This is a genomic window from Streptomyces sp. NPDC001663 (assembly GCF_042893105.1).
Taxonomy (GTDB): domain Bacteria; phylum Actinomycetota; class Actinomycetes; order Streptomycetales; family Streptomycetaceae; genus Streptomyces.
Window position 1 is genome coordinate 173273 of sequence record NZ_JBIAUR010000001.1, and the last position, 18239, is coordinate 191511.

Here is an 18239-nt window from a genome sequence, read left to right on the forward strand (position 1 = left end):
TAACAACGTTGTCATGGACAGCAGTTGGCATGACAACACGGATTCCGCTTTGCGTCCAGGGACATGACAAGCACCACCGGATGCCGTTCGCCGGGCGGGCGCGGAGGATGGGCAGGAGAGCCCACCTCGGCGGAGAGAAGGCGACGAAGATGCCGAAGGTTTCCAGGGAAACGGCCACCCAGGGCGGCGACTACGGTCCGGTCGTGGACCGCTCCGAGGAGTTCGACGACTACACGGTCGACTTCCTGACGTTCCGCGAGGACGTCGATCACCGGCCGTTGTTCAAGGGACTGCCTGACGACCGGTGCCAGTGCCCGCACTGGGGCTATGTCTTCAAGGGCGAGCTCACGTTCCAATACGCGGATCACGACGAGGTGTACCAGAGCGGGGACGCGTTCTACGCCCCGCCCGGCCATGTGCCCGTCCATACCGAGCCGGGCAGCGAGTATCTGCAGATCAGCCCCAAGGACGAGCTGCGCCGGACCAGCGAAGTGATCATGAAGAACTTCGAGTCGATGCAGCCGCCCGGCTGAACCTTCCCGTGTCTACGACACGATCTGCCCCTTGCCGAGTGCGATCACCCCGCCCTTGGAGACCGTGTACAGCTCCGCGTCCCGTTCCGGGTTGACGCCGATCGTCGCGCCCGGCGGCACCTCGACGTTCTTGTCCAGGACCGCGCCGCGCACCACCGCGCCGCGGCCGATGTGGACGTTGTCGTGCAGGATCGAGCCCTGGACCACCGCACCCGGGTCGATCCTGACGCCCGGCGACAGAATCGACCGCGTGACCTGGCCGCGGATCAGGCAGCCGGCGCTGATGATCGACTCACTGGCCATGCCGCCCGCGTTGAAGCGGGCCGGGGAGAGCTGGTTGGCGTGGGTGTAGACGGGCCACTGGCGGTTGTAGAGGTTGAAGGCGGGGCGCTCGGCGATCAGGTCCATGTGGGCGTCGTAGTACGCGTCCAGCGTGCCGACGTCGCGCCAGTAGCCGCGGTCGCGGTTGGTCTCGCCGGGCACGTGGTTGGCGCTGAAGTCGTACAGCTGGGCCTCGCCGCGGTCGGTGAGCTGGGGCAGGATCGAGCCGCCCATGTCGTGCACGGAGTTCTCGTCCTCGGCGTCCCGCTGCAGTGCCTCGATCAGGGCCTTGGTGGTGAAGATGTAGTTGCCCATCGAGGCGAAGACCGTCTCCGGGTCGTCCACGAGGCCCGGGGGATCGGCGGGCTTCTCCAGGAAGCGCTCCACGGTCAGGCCGTCCGAACCGGGGGTGATCACGCCGAACTGCGAGGACTCCGCGCGCGGCACCCGGATGCCGGCCACCGTCACGCCCGCCCCGCTCTCGATGTGCTGGGTCAGCATCTGCCGGGGGTCCATGCGGTAGACGTGGTCGGCGCCGAACACGACCACGTACTCGGGCCCCTCGTCGTGCACGAGGTTCAGGGACTGCAGCAGGGCGTCGGCGCTGCCCAGGTACCAGCGCGGGCCGAGCCGCTGCTGGGCCGGGACCGGGGTGACGTAGTTGCCGAGCAGGCTCGACATCCGCCAGGTCTGGGTGATGTGCCGGTCCAGCGAGTGCGACTTGTACTGCGTGAGCACGCAGATGCGCAGGATGTCGCCGTTGACGAGGTTGGACAGGACGAAGTCGACAAGGCGGTATGTGCCGCCGAAGGTGACCGCTGGTTTCGCGCGGTCCGTTGTCAGGGGCATCAGGCGCTTGCCTTCTCCGCCCGCCAGTACGATCCCGAGCACCGAAGGTCCGCCACGACGCATGGCCGCTCCCCTCACCGTGGTTGATCCATGCCTGCCCCTGAGCAGAGCGGTGTAAGCCTGTTCGAGGAACTCCCGACCGTTCTCTTCCTGTCTACTCCTGTTTGAGGATCTCCTCGTAAAGCCGGACCGTACGGCGGGCGACGGCATCCCAGCCGAACTCCCCCACCGCTCGCTCCCGCCCCGCCTCGCCCATCCGCCGCGCTGCCTCCGAGTCGCCGACGACCTGGTCCAGCGCCCGCGCGAGGCCCGCCTCGAAGTCGTCGTCCACGTCGACCAGCAGGCCGGTCTTGCCGTCGTCCACGACCTCGGGGATGCCGCCGACCCGGGAGGCCACGACGGGTGTGCCGCAGGCCATCGCCTCGAGGTTGACGATGCCGAGGGGTTCGTACACCGAGGGGCAGACGAAGGCGGCCGCGTGTGTGAGGAGCTGGATCACCTCGGGCCGCGGCAGCATCTGCGGGATCCAGTGCACATGCTCGCGGACCCGGCTGAGCTCCTGGTAGAGATCACGGAACTCCCGGTCGATCTCCGGCGTGTCGGGTGCCCCGGCGCACAGCACGACCTGCACGCCCGGGTCGATGTCCCGCACCGCGCGCAGCAGGTGGGGCACGCCCTTCTGGCGCGTGATGCGGCCGACGAACAGGATGTACGGGCGGCCGGTGTCGAGACCGATGCGCTGCAGGACGTCGGTGCCGTGGTCGGGCCGGTACAGCGTGGTGTCGATGCCGTTGTGCACGACGTGCACCTTGGCCGCGTCCAGCGTCGGGTAGCAGTTCAGGATGTCCTCGCGCATGGCTCCGGACACGGCGATCACGGCGTCGGCGCTCTCGACCGCGGTGCGCTCGGCCCAGCTGGACAGGGCGTAGCCGCCGCCGAGTTGTTCGGCCTTCCAGGGGCGCAGCGGCTCCAGCGAGTGCGCGGTCATCACGTGCGGTATGCCGTACAGCAGCTTGCCGAAGTGGCCGGCGAGGTTGGCGTACCAGGTGTGGGAGTGGACCAGCTCGCGGCCCTCGATGCCGGCGGCCATGGCGAGGTCCACGGAGAAGGTGCGCAGCGCGTCGTTGGCGGTGTCGAGGGCGGCCCAGGAGCGATAGCGCACGACGCCCACTCCGCGGCCCTCGCCCCAGCAGTGCACCTCGAGATCGACCAGGGAGTTCAACTCCCGGGCGAGGAACTCCACGTGGACGCCCGCGCCGCCGTACACATCCGGGGGGTACTCCCGGGTCAGCAGTCCCACTCGCACCCGCAACCCCCATGTCCTGTCGACCGGTTCCCTCATGGTCACCCAGATGCGGCGCGCGGGGAAGAGCGCGGCGGTCGTGTGAAGCAACAGTCACCGCACACACCCCCGCCGGGCACCCGGTAGTAGAGGCAGCAGCTGCGCCGCCGGAAGGCGGTGCCGGTGAGGGTGCCGGTGCCGGCGAGGAGGGGGTGGGCGAGGAGTTCGGCGGTGAGCGCGCGGGCCGGGGCGCCCAGCTGGCGGGCGGCTCCCACCAGCGCGGAGGCCGCGTTGCCCCACAGCAGCCCGGGGGCGATCCGGTAGTGCGCGCGGAGGGCCGCTGCCAGGGGTTCGAGGTGGCCGTGCAGGACGACGTCCGCGACGGTTGCGGCGTCGGCGGACAGCGGGCGCACCTCCGACAGCCACAGATCGTCGGGGGCGCCGGCGTCCGGGTCCCAGCGCAGCAGCCCGGCATCCAGGTCGGGCACGCGGCCGTACACCGCAGCGCAGCCGAGCATCACCGACCACAGCCGCGCCGCAAGTCCCTGCTGGGCGATCGAGGCGGCAATCCGGGGCTCGGGTGCGCGCAGGGAATGCGCGACCTTTTCCACCCGGAAAGTAATAGGATTTCCGTAAACAACCGAAGACCCGTTCTGGTAGGCGAGGGCGAGCGTCGGAGGCGCTCCGCTCTCGCGCGAGCCGGTGCGCAGTACGAAGAAGCCGCCGAGCGCTCCGAGGGCGGCGAGTTCGGGGTCGAGGTCCACGAAGACCAGTAGTACCAAGGCCCCTAAGGGTGCCCATTGAGGGGTGTCCACCCCGTGTCGCCCACCTTGGGGAGGACGCCGCCCGATTCGTACTCCATCGGCAGTAGGACCCATTGCCTGCTCAGGGACGACGACGGGAACAGATCGACAAGGCATCGTGTTGCCTATGAAGGCCGACCGTTCGCCGCGCCGGGCTCACCGCCCCCGCCAGACGCAGAGGAGCAGTTCATGAGTGCCCTCGCGTTGTCCGTGCTGCTGTCGCTGGTCTCCGCCGTCGCCTACGCGGGCGGGGCCATCGTGCAGGAGTACGTGGCGGAGTCCTCCCCCGTTCAGGAGTACGCGCCGCTGCGCCGGCCGACCTGGTGGGCCGCGGTGGCGCTGAACGGCCTCGGCGGCCTGCTGCACGTGGTGGCCCTCGCCTACGGCCCGCTGAGCCTGGTGCAGCCGCTGGGCGCACTGACCATCGTGTTCGCGCTGCCGATGGCCGCGCTGTTCGTGGGCCGCAAGGCCGGCGCGACCGCCTGGCGGGGCGCGATCATGGCGACCGTGGGCCTCGCCGGTCTGCTGGCCCTGGTCGGCACCTCCGACGCGCAGTCGCTGGACACCACCCAGCGGATCGCCGTGGCCGTGGTCTCCGGCAGCGCGGTCGTCACGCTGATGATCGCCGGCCGGGCCGCCCACCGGCACCCGGCGGTGCGCAGCATGCTGCTCGCGACCGCGTCCGGCATAGCCTTCGGCATGTCCTCGGTGTTCACCAAGACCGTCGCGGTCGACTGGACCGGCGGCGTCTCCTCGGCCGATCTGCCCTCCCTCGCGGTGATCGGCGTCTTCGCCACGGCCGGCATGCTGCTGTCGCAGGCCTCCTACCGCGGCGCCGGACTCGCCGCACCGCTGGCCACGCTGACCGTCGTGAACCCGGTGGTGGCGGCCGCCGTCGGCATCACGATGTTCGGCGAGACCTTCCGCTACGGCACCACGGGCACCGCGCTCGCCCTGAGCTGCGGCGTCGTGGCGGCCGGCGGCCTGATCCTGCTGACGACGGAGCGCATCGCCCGCACCACCGCCGAGGAGACCGTACCGGCACTGCCCGAGCAGACCCGCACCGAGCCCACGCCCGTCGAGGACCTGCTCGCCGCGCTGCCCGAGCAGCCGGTGTCCGTGCCTCGCGAGGAGGTCCTCGTACCGGCCCAGGTCGGCCCCGCGGTCCTGGAGGTGTCCTACACCGAGAACGACGAGGGGGACGAGGGGGACGCACTGCTCACCGACCCCGCCGGCTACCGCTTCTACGGCCCCTTCTACGGCGGCTCGTACGTCCCGGTGCCAGTCGTGGACCGGCACCGGGTGCGGGTCAAATCCTGACGCCCCCGGCCCTGAGATACGCGACAGGGTCGACATCCGTACCGAAACCGGGCCCCGTCCGCACCTCGAAGTGCAGATGAGGGCCCGTAGCGTTGCCCGTGGACCCCGAGCGGCCGATGCGCTGGCCGCCGCCCACGCCCTGCCCGGCCTTCACGGAGATCGCCGACAGGTGGGCGTACTGGGTGTACCGGCCGTCGGAGTGCCGGATCACCACCTGGTAGCCGTAGGACCCGCCCCAGCCGGCGCTGACCACGCGGCCCGCCGCGACCGCCTTGACGGAAGTTCCGGTGGGCACGGGGAAGTCGACGCCGGTGTGGTAGCCCTTCGACCAGGAGGAGCCGGCCACGTGGTACGGGGTGCCGATGGGGCCGCTCACCGGGGCGACGAGGGAGTGGCTGCTGGTCGTGGCCTTCTCTTCGGTGGTCGAAGAGGCCTTCTCCGTCGAGGACTTGGAGCCGGTGTGGGTCGTCGTGGGGGCCTTGCCCCGCAGGTTCAGCCGCTGCCCCGGCAGGATCAGGTCCGGATCCGACCCGATGGTCTTCCGGTTCGCGGAGTACAGCCGCTGCCATCCGCCCTGTACGTGCTCGGTGTCGGCGATCTGCGAGAGGCTGTCGCCGCGCACCACGGTGTACATCTCGGCCGTGCCCGCCCTCGACTGGGGCGTGGTCTGCGGCTGTACGTCCTTCACCGAGGTCTTCTTGGTGGTGGTGCCGTCGGTGTGGAGGTCGGGGGTGCCGCCGCCGCGCGTCAGCCCGGCCTTGACCGAGCAGACCGGCCACGCGCGCGGTCCCTGCCCGTCCAGGACCTTCTCGGCTACGGCTATCTGCTGGTCCTTGGTGGCCAGATCGGCGCGTTGCGCGTACTGCTTGCCGCCGTAGGCCTCCCAGGTGGACTGGGTGAACTGCAGTCCGCCGTAGAAGCCGTTGCCGGTGTTGATGCTCCAGTTGTTGGTGGACTCGCAGGCGGCGACCTTGTTCCAGGTGGCCACGTCGGCCGCGTGGGCGGAGCCGGTGCCGATCAGCGGGATCGCCATGCCGGCGCCGCCCGCGGTGATGAGTGAGGCGCGGTTGATCCTGTTCGGCTGATACCGGCGGTGCCGGCCGCGTACGGCCATGAAGATCCCCCTCGACATGCGTCAGGAGGGCCAAAAGTAAGCGCCGCGAACAGGCCATGACAAGACGGCAATCGGCCGCCCTGTCCCTCAAGCAATCAGGAATACACGGCAGTTGTGGAACGGCTGAGGCAGGTGGGGTCCGACGTGCGTATCTGCGTACGGAACGTCGGGCACCCCGGACATGCGCTCGGCGTACCGGCAAGTCAGGATGGTCGGTGGGGCGATACTGACGTGCACGACCGGCACCACCGATACCGGATCCTTTAGGAGCCAACCGAATGAGCAACTCAGCCCAGATCGGCGTCACGGGACTCGCGGTCATGGGCCGCAATCTCGCCCGCAACTTCGCGCGCAACGGCTACACGGTCGCGTTGCACAACCGGACGGCGGCGCGCACGCACGCCCTGGTGGAGGAGTTCGGGCACGAGGGCGACTTCGTCGCGGCGGAGACGGCCAAGGAGTTCGTGGCGGCACTGGAGCGGCCGCGGCGCCTGGTCATCATGGTCAAGGCGGGCGGTCCGACGGACGCGGTGATCGACGAGTTCGCGCCGCTCCTTGAGCCCGGCGACATGATCATCGACGGCGGCAACGCGCACTTCGCGGACACCCGCCGGCGCGAGAAGGCGCTGCGCGAGCAGGGCATCCACTTCGTCGGCATGGGCGTCTCCGGCGGCGAGGAGGGCGCGCTGAACGGGCCGAGCATCATGCCGGGCGGCCCGAAGGAGTCGTACGACTCGCTCGGTCCGATGCTGGAGAAGATCTCGGCGAAGGCGAAGGACGGCGCGCCCTGCGTGACGCACGTCGGTCCGGACGGCGCCGGGCACTTCGTGAAGATGGTCCACAACGGCATCGAGTACGCCGACATGCAGCTGATCGGCGAGGCCTACCAGCTGCTGCGCGACGTGGCCGGCTACTCCCCCGCGCAGATCGCGGAGATCTTCCGCACCTGGAACACCGGCCGCCTGGACTCGTACCTGATCGAGATCACGGCCGAGGTGCTGTCGCACGTGGACGCGGCGACGGGCAAGCCGTTCGTGGACGTGGTGGTGGACCAGGCGGAGCAGAAGGGCACCGGCCGCTGGACCGTCCAGATCGCCCTCGACCTGGGCGTCCCGGTCTCCGGCATCGCGGAGGCGGTCTTCGCCCGCTCCCTGTCCGGCCACGCGGACCTGCGCGAGGCGTCCCGCGGCCTCGCGGGCCCGAAGGCGACCCCGCTGTCCGAGTCCGAGGCGGGCGCCTTCGCCGACCGCGTCGAGCAGGCCCTGTACGCCTCGAAGATCGTCTCCTACACCCAGGGCTTCCACGAGATCGCGGCCGCCCGCGAGGAGTACGACTGGGACATCGACCTGGGCGCCGTCTCCGCGATCTGGCGTGGCGGCTGCATCATCCGCGCCGCGTTCCTGGACCGCATCCGGTCCGCGTACGACACCCGGGCCGACCTGCCCAGCCTCCTCTCGGACGACACGTTCGCCCGCGAGATCGCCGAGGCCCAGGACGACTGGCGCGAGGTCATCATCGCCGCCACCCGCCAGGGCGTGCCGACCCCCGGCTTCGCCGCGGCCCTCGCCTACTACGACGCCCTGCGCGCGGAGCGGCTGCCGGCGGCACTGACGCAGGGGCAGCGGGACTTCTTCGGCGCGCACACGTACCGGCGCACGGACCGGGACGGGTCGTTCCACACGCTGTGGGGTGGGGACCGGTCGGAGGTCTCCGCGTAGCGGGTAGGTGCACGAGGCGGCGGGCGGCCCGGGCGGTCGTCCGCCGCCTTTGTCATTGGCGGAGATGAGGAGACTCGGGTGGGCGGCGTGCCGGACGTGCTGGGAGACGCGATCGGGCCGGAGGACCCCTGGGAGGGCGTGGACGCGGACGCCGTGGCCCGGGCCGTGCGCGAGCAGGCGGAAGGCCGGTGCCCGGCGTCGAGGACATGGCGTCCTATCTCGCCACGCAGGTCGCCGACGTCTCGCACCGTGAGGTGGTGGGGCCGCTGCTGGACGGGCACGGCGCGAGCGGCGTCGTCGCGCGGCGCGGCACCGTGATCGCCTCCTGGGGAGACCCGACGCGGGTGGAGATGGCGTACAGCGCGACGAAGAGCGTGCTGGCGCTGGTCGCCGGGATCGCGCACGACGACGGGCTGCTGCGGCTCGACGAACCGGTGTCCGCCTCGCTCGACCTGCCCCAGTTCGCGGACGTCCACGGCCGGGCGATCAGCTGGCGCCATCTGCTGGACCAGACGAGCCAGTGGGAGGGCGAGCTGTGGGGGAAGCCGACCTCGGTCGACGCGCAGAGTACCCGCGAGGGCACGGAGTCGGCGGGCGGCCCGCCCGGTGCGGGCTGGGCCTACAACGACGTACGCGTCAACCTCACGGCCCTGGCCCTGACGGTGCTGCTGCGCCGACCGCTTCCCGAGGTCCTGCGGGAGCGTGTCATGACCGCGATCGGCGCCTCGGACTCCTGGTCCTGGCACGGCTACCGCACCTCGTACGCCGACGTCGACGGCACCCGTCTGCCCGTGGTGTCCGGTGGTGCGCACTGGGGTGGCGGCCTGTGGATCAGCGCCCTCGACCTGGCCCGTGTCGGGCAGCTCTGTCTGCGCGGCGGCCGGTGGGCGGGCCGGCAGGTGGTGTCCGAGCGCTGGATCGAGGAGCTGTGGACGCCGTGCCGGGTCAAACCGAACTACGGTCTGTCCTGGTGGCTCAACGACGACCGCACGGTCTGGCCCGCCGCCCCGGCCACCGGCCGCTGCGCCCGCGGCAACGGCGGCGGCCATCTGCTGTGGGTCGACCCGGCCCGGGAGCTGGTGGTCGGCTCCCGTTGGGGTGCGGAGGTCGAGACGCTGCTGGCGGAGGTGTCGGAGGCGGTGAAGCCGGGCTAGCCGGATGCCCGGTTCTGTGAACAGCTCAGCTCAGCGGGGGCCCCGGCTCCGGATTCGGTACGGGTTCCGGCCCCGGCGGAATCGGCGAAGGCGACGGTTCCGGTGTCGGACGGGGGCCCGGGGCCGGGTCCGGTGGCGGGGGTGGGGTGGGTTCCGGACCCGGAGGTGCGGGTGGTGTGGGTTCCGGGCCTGGCTGGGGGTTGGGGACCGGGGACGGATAGGGGTCCGGCGGCTGGGGGCCCGGGCCGGGCGTGGGTCCGGGCGGGACGGGGGCGGGGTACGGGTCGGTCATGGTGTCCTCCGGCCAGTCGGTCGACGTCGGCTCTGGACTACTCCCCCGCGTACCCGACGGCCGCCTTCGCACTCACCCGCCCGTATGACGGCGGGCCGCCCAGGTGGGCCTACCCGGCGCGCACCGCCTCCGCGCCCGCCGCGAGGCCCGGGCGGGGGCTGGACAGCACCGGGACCGCGGTGGTCGTCAGGTGCTGGGCCGGGGCCATGGAGCCCTGGGCGAGGACGATCGCGTCGGCGTCGGTGACCGCGTCGGCCGCTTCCGCCACGAGCCGGGCGCAGCCCTCGGTGTCGCCCGCCGCGAAGGCGTCCCAGGCCCCCTCGACGAGACGGGTGCGCACCTGGACGGGGCGTCCGGCACGAACGGCCTCCTCCTCGATCAGGGAGACCGTCGGCACGAACGTGCTCTCCACGCTGGCGAGCACGACGATCCGCGATCCGGCTGCCACCGCGGCGGCCGCCATCGGACGGTCGCTGCGCAGCACCGGCACCCCGGTCCCGGCGGCCGCCGCCTCCGCGACGGCGCCGATCGTCGAGCAGGTGCACAGGACGGCCCGCGCTCCCTCCCCGACGGCCTTGTCCAGCGCGGCCCGCACCTCGTCCGCCACCGCCTCGGGGCTCTCGCGGCGGGCCCGGGCGAGCAGGTCCTCGTCGACGAAGTGCCGCAGTTCCAGGCCCGGATGGTCCTCGTCGCGCAGGGCGTCGAAGACCGGGACGTGCGCGGGCGAGGTGTGCAGGAGGGCGAGCATGCGGGGACGGGCCTTTCTCGAAGGTGCGGTGCGTCAGTGCCTGCTCGGAACCGTCTGCGGCGGCTCAGAAACGGCCCGGGTGCGCCACCAGCCACGCCTTCGCCGCCCGCAGCAGTTCCGGGTCGGCGGCCGGGGCCTCGTCGGGGTGGCGTTCGGCCCACTTGGTGACGTACGGGCACAACGGGGCGACGACGACGCCCTCGCGCTCGGCGATGGCGTACAACTCGCGGGCCAGCGAGCCCGCGATGCCCTTTCCCTCGTGGGCCGGTTCCACGATGGTGTGGACCGGGACCAGGGCGCGCCCGGGCGATTCGAGGACGAAGTACTCGATGTGGCCGACGACTTCGCCGTCCGTACCGTCGCCGATCGCTTCCAGGCGGCCCGCCGCCCGGTCGTCGCGGATCTCGATCTCGCTCATGGGCACGCTCCTGGTCCGAAGGTCGGAGAGGTCGGTGATCAGGCCGGTACGGCCTGCGGGCTGCGCTCCTGGTCCGAACCCGGTACCGGCTCGGACGGGTCGGCGCCCAGGGCCACGATGCGGTTGTCGCGGTCCACGTGCACGACGCGGGGTTCGAGTGCCCGTGCCTCGGCGTCGGTCACCTGAGCGTAACTGATGATGATCACCAGGTCGCCGGGCTTTACGAGATGGGCGGCGGCCCCGTTGATCCCGATCACGCCGGAGCCGCGCTCGCCCTCGATGACGTACGTCTCCAGGCGGGCGCCGTTGGTGATGTCGACGATGTGCACCAGCTCACCGGGCAACAGGTCGGCGGCGTCGAGCAGTTCGGCGTCGATGGTCACCGATCCCACGTAGTGCAGGTCGGCCTGGGTGACGGTGGCGCGATGGATCTTCGATTTGAACATGGTTCGAAGCACGGAGAACTCCCGAATTGTCTGCTCCCTGCCCGCTTATTGCAGGTCAAGGGCGGTGTTCGGAGACTACAGCGATTCGCAGGCCCGGTCAGCCGTCTGCAGGTGTCTCGGGACTCACATTGACTTGTTGCCGACTCGCCGAGGGGATCAGCGGGTGCGGATCCAGACGGTCTTCTCCCGGGTCCACTGGTCGAAGGCGTTGGTCGACTTCTCCACACCGCCGAACCCGGACAGTTTCCAGCCGCCGAAGGGGGTGGTGATGTCGCCCTCGCTGTAGGCGTTGACGGAGACCACGCCGGCCTGGACGCCGCGCGCCAACCGGAGGGCGGTGTCGAGGTCGCGGGTCCACACCGAGGCGGCAAGCCCGTACTCGGTGGCGTTCGCCAGGTACGTCGCCTCGTCTTCGGAGGCGAAGGTCTGGACGGTGACGACGGGGCCGAACAGTTCCTTGGTGAGGACGTCGCTGCCTTCGGGCGCGTGGGTGATCACGGTGGGCGGGTAGTAGGCGCCGCGCTGCGGCAGGCCGTGCGGCAGTCCTCCGGTGTGAACGCGGGCTCCACCGTCCCGGGCGGCTTCGACCGCCGCCGCGACCCGGTCGAAGGCCGCCCGGTCGATCAGTGGCCCCAGCTGCGTGCGAGGGTCCGCGGGATCGCCGATGACCAGGCGTTTCGCGGCGGCCGTGAACCGCTCCAGCACCTCCTCGGCGATGCTGTGGTGGACCAGGACGCGGGAACCGGCCGTGCAGTTCTGGCCCATCGTCAGGAAGGCGGCCTCGGTCATGTGGTCGATGAGCTCGTCGCCGTAGGCGAGCGCGTCGGCCATCAGCACCTGGGGGCTCTTGCCGCCCATCTCCAGCGAGACGCGTTTGAAGTTGGTGTCGGCCGCGTCCTTGAGGATGCGGCGCCCGGTTCCGGTGGAGCCGGTGAACGAGAGGGCGCCCACGACGGGGCTGCGGGCCAGGGCGGCGCCGGTGACGGAGCCGTGGCCGGTCAGGACCGTGAGGACCCCCTCGGGAAGGCCCGCCTCGGCGGCGAGTCCGGCCAGGTGCAGGGCCGAGCGCGGGGTCGCCTCCGCGGGTTTGACCAGCAGGCAGTTGCCCGCGGCGAGGGCGGGACCGACCTTCCACGCGGTCATGGCCAGCGGGTAGTTCCAGGGCAGGATCGCCGCGACCACGCCGACCGGTTCCCGGGTCATGAGGCCGAGGCCGTCCGGACCGCCGGGAGCGATCCTGCCGAACACCTTGTCGGCGGCTTCGGCGAACCAGCGGATCGACTCGACGGCACCGGGTACGTCGCCGGTGAGGCACTCGGTGATCGGCTTTCCCGCGTCCTCGCTGTCCAGCCGGGCCAGGATCCTGGTGTCGCGTTCCATAAGGTCGGCCAGTCGCAGCAGCACCGCGCTGCGCTCCCGGACCGGCAGTCGCGACCAGACACCGGATGCGAAGACCTGCTCCGCCCGCGCTGCGGCCTTGGCGACGTCTTCGGCGCTCGTGGCCGGCACGGTGGTGATCAGCTCCCCGGTGGCCGGGTTCACGACCTTCAGCGTGGCGGGGCTCTCGACTGCGGTCATTTCTCCTCCACCAGTTCCCAGCGTCCGTCGGTCTGCCGGGCCAGTCCCCGGCGACGCAGGTCGTCCAGATAGCGGGCCATGCCGCGCTCCCCTCTCCGCTGGAACAGCGGGAACACCTTCGGCAGCAGGTTCGGCGCCAGCATCGCGAACCGGACGAGGCGGGACTCGCCGGTCCGGGGGTAGGCCTCGAGACGGGGCTTGTCGAGCAGGCTCACCACGGCCGTGACGACGTCGGCGGGCTGTTGCGGCGGATCCTGGAACTGCATGGAGTTCCCGCCGTCCACGGCCTCCTGGCGCAGCATCCGGGTGTCCGTCGCCGACGGCAGCACCGATCCGGCCAGGATGCCCTTGCTCCTCAGATCGAGCCCGACGGCGAGCATCGCCCCGCGCAGCCCGAACTTCGAGGCCGTGTAGATCGGGGTCTCCCCCAGCGGGAAGATCCCACCGAGGGAGACGGTGGTGACCACGCGGGCGTCCCGGGAGGCCTGCAGCAGCGGGATCGCGATCCGGGTGGCGACCAGTGGCGAGGTCAGGTTGAGGGTGATCTCCTGCTCGATGCTCTCGACGCTGCGCACGTCGAAGCGTTCGGCGCTGGTCATGCCCACGTTGTTGACGAGGACGTCGAGACGGCCGTACGCATCGGCTACCTGGTCGAAGAGGCGCTCCACCTGGGCGCGGTCGACGAGGTCGCAGCCGAGAGCGGTGTGGCCGGCGCCGGGAAGCTCGGCGACGACGCGCTTGGCGCGGGCCTCGTCGATGTCCACGACCACGCAGCGGGCGCCCCCGATGGCGAAGCGGCGGCACATCGCGCTGCCGATCCCGCCGGCGCCGCCGGTCACCAGCATGACCTTGTCACGGAAGTCGAAGCCGCTCACGAGACTGCCTCCACGCCGCGCAGGGACCGCACGCGCGGCGGCAGGCCCTCGGTGCGCCAGCCCATCTCGGCAGCGACCTTGGCGAGGTGCTTCACGTAGGCCCCGCTGTCGACGTAGCCGGTGTGCCGGGGCGAGTCGACGAGCTTGAGGCCGCCGGTCAGGTCTGGGCGGTCGGTACGGATCATGCCCGCGAAGCGCTTCGCGTTCGGCAGCCCCTGCGCCACGTCGTCGATGTGCCCGGCGATCAGCTGGGCCTGGGTGTCGAAGAGCTGGTACGCGCCGGAGTTGGTCTCGATGAAGCCGACTCCGAAGAGGCCCTGGTGCTCGCGGGAGAACGACGACAGGTACAGGTCGGGGTGCTGCTCGTCGCCGAAGTACTTCTGCGCGACCGGCACTTGGTGGACGTAGCCGGTGGCCAGCAGGATCAGGTCGAAGTCGTCGCGGGTGCCGTCCGTGAAGTGGACCGTGCGGCCCTCGGTGCGGGCGATCCCCGGCTTGGCGGTGATGTCGCCGTGCTGGAGATGGTGGATCAGCATCGAGTTGATCGCGGGGTGGGTCTCGAAGAGTTTGTGGTCCGGCTTCTGCAGGCCCAGACGCGTCGGGTCGCCGTTGATGATCCGCAGGAGGGTGCCGAAGACCCGCTGCGCCAGCCACATCGGCAGGTGCGGCCCGCCGGCCGCAATGGTGTCCACCGGCCGGCCGAAGAGGTGCTTGGGGATGAACCAGTAGCCGCGGCGCATGCTGATCACCGCGTGGTCCGCGCTGCGGGCCGCGTCGCAGGCGATGTCGCAGCCGGAGTTCCCGGCGCCCACGACCAGGACCCGCTTGCCGCGCAGTTCCTGCGCGCTGCGGTAGCCGACCGTGTGGCGGACCTCGCCGGTGAAGTGGCCGGGCAGTTCAGGGACGTTGGGGTGCCACTGGGACCCCGTACACACCACGACCTGGCCGTGCACGGTCTGGCGTCCGTCGGTCCGGGTGACCGTCCAGGTGCCGTCCGAGTTCTTTTCCACACTTTCCACCTCGACGCCGAACTGGATGCGCTCCGTCAGTCCGTATGCGTCGGCGAAAGACGTCAGGTAGGAGAGGATCTGCGGGTGCGGCGGATAGTCGGCGAATTCCTCGGGCATCGGAAATCCGCCGAAACCCGAGAGGGTTTTGCTGGAAATGAAATGGGCCGACTCGTACATCGGGCTGCCGGGGTTGTCGATGTCCCAGATGCCGCCCGGCCCGGTGTGCCGCTCAAGATGCGTGTACGGCAGGTTCCGCTCCGTCAGGGCTCTGGCGACCGCGAGCCCGGCAGGTCCCGCTCCGATCACGCAGGTGTCGTACTGGATTTTTCCCATGAGGCGGATCCCTTTTCTATCGGTTCGCAGGCCCGTTCCTGAAGGGCTGAAGGTTTGAGGGGTTGAGGGAAACTTATTCATCTGCCGTTCAGCGCGAAATGGTCCGTGCGGTCAGAGAGGGGGCTTGGGCGGCCATGCGAAAGACCGTGCGGTCGTCAGGAGCGCGAGGACGAGTGCGGCGGGTATCGCGTAGGCGAGGCGGAAGTGGCCGGTGGACCCGAGGATTCCGCTGGCTGCGCCGCCCGCGAGCACGCCCGCATAGTTGAAGACGTTCATACGGGCGAGGACCGCTTCGGTCGCCCCCGGTCGCAGGCGTCCGGCGGAGGCGAGGCACAGGGGGACGAGTGCGGAGACTCCGAGCCCGGTGCACGCTGCGGCCAGGACCGCGTACGGCCAGGCGGGGGCGGCCGCCAGTCCGGCCAGGGCGGCGGCGGTGAGCAGGGTGGCGGCACGGATCACGGCCACCGGGCCGATGGTGCGTACGAGGTGGTCGGCGCAGGCCCGCCCGGTGACGGTGCCCACCTGGTAGGCCGCATAGGCCAGGGGTGCGATGGACAGGGCGGTGTCCAGGGTCTGGTGGAGGTACAGCGTCGACCACGACGAGACCGTGGAGTCGATGACGTAGGCGACCAGGAGGACAAGGCCGAACGGGGCGAGTTTGACCCACAGTCCGCGGCCCAGCACGACGGACTCCCCGTGGGACTCCTCATGGTCGGACACGGCGAGGGGTGAGTCGGTGGGCAGCTCGTGTGTGCGGACGGTCAGGGCGAGGGCCAGGACAAGCCCGGCCTGTGCGGTCAGCGTGTACTCGGCGGGCCAACCGAGGTGCGCGGTGCCCGCGGTCAGCAGTGCGGCCGCGATGCCGGCCGCGCTCCAGGCGGCGTAGAAGGAGGCGAAGATGCTCCGGCCGTAGTGGCGTTCGACGGCCGCGGCCCGGGTGTTCGCCGATACGTCGATGCAGCCCAGCGCCATGCCGAACAGCCCGTAGGACACTGCGACCACGGCCTGGCCGGGAGCCCAGCCGATCAGCAGCAGGGACGCGGCGGTCGCCACGACGGCGGTCCGCATCGCGGCGACCAGCCCCACCCGCCGGATCACGGCCAGTCCGGCGAAGCTGCCGACGCCCGCACTCAGCGCGACGGTCACGACGAGCACGGTCATCGTCAGCGGGGAGAGCGAGAGGCGCTCCTTGACGGCGGGTACCGTGGTGGCCACGGCGGCCACCGCCGCTCCCTGGGCGGCGAACACCGTCGCCACGGCCCGTCGGGCCGCCGCATGGGGGCTGCGGCGCAGGTATCGTCGCCGGGCCGGGGTCTGAACAGGTGCGGTCATGGTGAGCCTTCGTTCGTTGCGCCGGCGCGAGAGCGCACAACGGGCGGGTTCCGCAAAAGGTAGGGATGGCGAAAAGACCGTGTGCAGCGCGCCGGAGGCCGAAAAGGGGGCTCCGGCGGCCACACCCGCGACAGGCGGGGCCCGGCTGCTTACAGTGAGGCGAGAGACGCCCTGGTGAGAGGGGACGCGATGCCCGATGCTCCCGCTCCGGTCACTTCTCCGGGCACGAGCCGCAGCACCTCGGCCACCATCGCGCCGAACATCCTCCGCTACCTCGCCCGGGTCGCCGGCGAGTACGGCGTCGACCTGCAGCCGCTGCTGACCCGGGTCGGCCTTGACCCGACGGTGATGGGCTCCGCCGCGCTGCGGGTCTCCTACCGGCAGGGCAGCGACGTCATCCGTCAGGCGGTGGAGCGGACCGGGGACGAGCACCTGGGGCTGCGCGTGGGCGCGGCGCAGCACCTGACCGCGTGGGGGCTGCTCGGCTTGGCCATGATGGCCGCCGACACGCTTCAGGACGCAATCGAGACGGGCGTGCGCTATCAGAACCTGTCCGGGGCGATGACGGTGTGGTCCGCCGGCTGGGAGGACGTCGGTTACGTGTTGCGCGCCGATCTGCCGGACCCCGCGCTGGATCCGACGGTCGCCGTCTTCCTGATCGAGGAAGCGTACTCGAGCGTCGTCACCCTCACCCGGCTGAGCATCGGCACCGCATTCGCCCCGCAGGCGGTCGAGTTCGCCTTCTCCGCCCCGCGCGACGCGGGCCCGTTCGACGAGCTCTTCCGCTGCCCACTGCGGTTCGACGTCGTCGGCAACCGCATGGTGATCCCCGCCCGGTGGGCCCGCACGGCCATGCCGGGACGGGACCCCATCACGTACGCCTCGGTGCTCCACGTGCTGGACAAGGAAATGGCGTCACGGCGCGACCAGCAGGATCTGCTCGAGGTGCTGGAGATCTCCATCGCGCAGAGCCTTCCGGCCGTCCCCTCGTTCACCGAGCAGGCCCGCCGGCACGCGTCCAGCGAACGCACCCTGCGCCGTCGCCTGGCCGATTGCGGCACCACGTACGAGGCGATCGTCGACGGCGTACGCCGCGAGCAGGTCGAACAACTCCTACGACGACCGGAGCTGACGCTCCGTGACATCACCCGCCAAGCGGGCTTCGCCGACGTGAGCGCACTCCGGCGCGCGGTGCGCCGGTGGCACGGCGTGACCCCGCTCGAGCTGCGCACCGCACTGCTGGAACGGGAGGCACCCACCGGCCGACCGCACGCGTGACGCTGTCGCCGGGTGTGATCTCAGCCGTGGAGCCTTCCTGGACAGCCCTGTTCACGGGGTTGGGTCCGCGTCGGTTCCGGAAGCTCGTGGGCGCACAACCTCGCCCTCGCCGGACAGAGACGACGAAACCCTCAGGCATGTCTGACATCCACGCCCGCCGGCGAAGGTGGTGTGTGACGCGGCCACTGCTCGCCCACGTGTTCCGACGCGGCGGCCCGGAACGCCTCCATCAGTGCGCACCCCGGATATGTCCCGAACACTGCGTACTTCCAGCGGTAGTAGCACGACCAGTAGCTCACCACGCGTCGCTCCGTGCGTGCGAAGAAGGCCGGATTCCGCGCGATGAACTCCCCATAGAGCCGGCGCTGGGCCGAGCCCGGGACAGCGAGGCCGGCAAGCCCCCGCCCGATCACGTCAAGGATCTCCAGCACGTACTCGCCGGCCAACTGCACCACGAACGGGGCCACCCATGGTTCCCCCGACGCCACGATCTGTTCGAGGTGGCGCTGGCGGACCCGGCCGTCACCGTGCCGGGAGTACAGGCAATGCAAGATCACCTGCTGGGTTCCGGTCAGGGACCGCTCCAGGTCGGCGCCCGGCTCCTCGTTGTGGATGCGCGAGGGGATGGCGAGGGTCTCGCCCTCCACCTCAACCTCGAAGGGCTCCGTCGGCGCGTGCCTGGCGTCCGGCATGACCGCCAGGACGCTCCGCACGTCACTGGCAAGACGGGACGGAAACGCTGCCGCCAAGACATGGGTGACGTTCGACGGATCCCGAGGCAACTGCACGACACGAGGATAGGCGGCGAGCACCCCGCTCCCTCAACTGTCCACCT

At 70.8% G+C, this 18239-nt stretch carries 17 protein-coding genes; 5 read left to right on the forward strand and 12 right to left on the reverse strand.

What is annotated here, in order from left to right; translation table 11 throughout:
* The first annotated feature begins 149 nt into the window (after positions 1-149).
* Positions 150-533: a hypothetical protein gene (locus tag ACFY1L_RS00830; protein ID WP_388816085.1), complete on the forward strand. Its 384-nt coding sequence runs from the start codon at positions 150-152 to the stop codon at positions 531-533.
* A 12-nt stretch (positions 534-545) separates the two neighbouring features.
* Here ACFY1L_RS00830 and glgC read toward each other — a convergent pair whose 3' ends face one another.
* From glgC to ACFY1L_RS00845, 3 genes are all read right to left on the reverse strand, one after another.
* Complete coding sequence (gene glgC, locus ACFY1L_RS00835; RefSeq protein WP_388816088.1) at positions 546-1766, reverse strand: glucose-1-phosphate adenylyltransferase; 1221 nt, start codon at positions 1764-1766, stop codon at positions 546-548.
* Positions 1767-1857: 91 nt separating this feature from the next.
* Positions 1858-3009 (reverse strand): glycogen synthase, encoded by a 1152-nt coding sequence (gene glgA, locus ACFY1L_RS00840; RefSeq protein WP_388816091.1) that lies wholly within the window; start codon positions 3007-3009, stop codon positions 1858-1860.
* Positions 3010-3047: 38 nt separating this feature from the next.
* A complete protein-coding gene (locus tag ACFY1L_RS00845) occupies positions 3048-3767 on the reverse strand; it encodes an IucA/IucC family C-terminal-domain containing protein (protein WP_388816095.1) in 720 nt (239 codons plus the stop codon).
* 210 nt (positions 3768-3977) lie between these two features.
* Here ACFY1L_RS00845 and ACFY1L_RS00850 point away from each other — a divergent pair, with 210 nt between their 5' ends.
* Positions 3978-5108, forward strand: coding sequence for a DMT family transporter (locus tag ACFY1L_RS00850; protein WP_388816098.1), 1131 nt, complete (start codon positions 3978-3980; stop codon positions 5106-5108).
* On the opposite strand, the gene ACFY1L_RS00855 is transcribed toward ACFY1L_RS00850, so the two are convergent.
* Positions 5098-6222: a transglycosylase family protein gene (locus ACFY1L_RS00855; RefSeq protein WP_388816101.1), complete on the reverse strand. Its 1125-nt coding sequence runs from the start codon at positions 6220-6222 to the stop codon at positions 5098-5100. The two genes, ACFY1L_RS00850 and ACFY1L_RS00855, sit on opposite strands and share 11 nt — an antisense overlap.
* 278 nt (positions 6223-6500) lie before the next feature.
* Here ACFY1L_RS00855 and gndA point away from each other — a divergent pair, with 278 nt between their 5' ends.
* Both gndA and ACFY1L_RS00865 read left to right on the forward strand, forming a co-directional pair.
* Positions 6501-7940, forward strand: a complete 1440-nt coding sequence (gene gndA / locus ACFY1L_RS00860; protein WP_388816104.1) for an NADP-dependent phosphogluconate dehydrogenase — start codon at positions 6501-6503, stop codon at positions 7938-7940.
* Positions 7941-8128: 188 nt separating this feature from the next.
* Complete coding sequence (locus tag ACFY1L_RS00865) at positions 8129-9094, forward strand: serine hydrolase domain-containing protein (protein WP_388816107.1); 966 nt, start codon at positions 8129-8131, stop codon at positions 9092-9094.
* 401 nt (positions 9095-9495) lie between these two features.
* Here the strand turns inward: ACFY1L_RS00865 and ACFY1L_RS00870 are convergent, their stop codons facing one another.
* The 7 genes from ACFY1L_RS00870 to ACFY1L_RS00900 form a co-directional block, all read right to left on the reverse strand.
* Entirely contained in the window at positions 9496-10134 is a 639-nt protein-coding gene (locus ACFY1L_RS00870; RefSeq protein ID WP_388816110.1) for an aspartate/glutamate racemase family protein, read from the reverse strand.
* Positions 10135-10198: 64 nt separating this feature from the next.
* Positions 10199-10552 carry a GNAT family N-acetyltransferase gene (locus tag ACFY1L_RS00875; protein ID WP_388816112.1) on the reverse strand — a complete coding sequence of 118 codons (354 nt, stop codon included), beginning with the start codon at positions 10550-10552 and terminating at the stop codon, positions 10199-10201.
* 38 nt (positions 10553-10590) lie between these two features.
* Positions 10591-11010 (reverse strand): aspartate 1-decarboxylase, encoded by a 420-nt coding sequence (panD, locus tag ACFY1L_RS00880; protein ID WP_388816115.1) that lies wholly within the window; start codon positions 11008-11010, stop codon positions 10591-10593.
* Between the two features lie 144 nt (positions 11011-11154).
* Positions 11155-12576 (reverse strand): aldehyde dehydrogenase family protein, encoded by a 1422-nt coding sequence (locus ACFY1L_RS00885; protein ID WP_388816118.1) that lies wholly within the window; start codon positions 12574-12576, stop codon positions 11155-11157.
* The gene (locus ACFY1L_RS00890; RefSeq protein WP_388816121.1) at positions 12573-13451 is read right to left on the reverse strand and encodes an SDR family NAD(P)-dependent oxidoreductase; all 879 of its coding nucleotides are present in this window, start codon (positions 13449-13451) and stop codon (positions 12573-12575) included. Before ACFY1L_RS00890 ends, ACFY1L_RS00885 begins: the two co-directional genes overlap by 4 nt.
* Positions 13448-14794: a flavin-containing monooxygenase gene (locus ACFY1L_RS00895; protein ID WP_388816124.1), complete on the reverse strand. Its 1347-nt coding sequence runs from the start codon at positions 14792-14794 to the stop codon at positions 13448-13450. The genes ACFY1L_RS00890 and ACFY1L_RS00895 overlap by 4 nt, the downstream gene beginning before the upstream one ends.
* Positions 14795-14905: 111 nt before the next feature.
* Positions 14906-16126, reverse strand: coding sequence for an MFS transporter (locus tag ACFY1L_RS00900; RefSeq protein WP_388816127.1), 1221 nt, complete (start codon positions 16124-16126; stop codon positions 14906-14908).
* Between the two features lie 189 nt (positions 16127-16315).
* Here ACFY1L_RS00900 and ACFY1L_RS00905 point away from each other — a divergent pair, with 189 nt between their 5' ends.
* The gene (locus tag ACFY1L_RS00905) at positions 16316-17404 is read left to right on the forward strand and encodes an AraC family transcriptional regulator (RefSeq protein ID WP_388816130.1); all 1089 of its coding nucleotides are present in this window, start codon (positions 16316-16318) and stop codon (positions 17402-17404) included.
* A gap of 131 nt (positions 17405-17535) precedes the next feature.
* Here ACFY1L_RS00905 and ACFY1L_RS00910 read toward each other — a convergent pair whose 3' ends face one another.
* A complete protein-coding gene (locus ACFY1L_RS00910) occupies positions 17536-18192 on the reverse strand; it encodes a hypothetical protein (RefSeq protein WP_388818835.1) in 657 nt (218 codons plus the stop codon).
* Between the last annotated feature and the right edge of the window lie 47 nt (positions 18193-18239).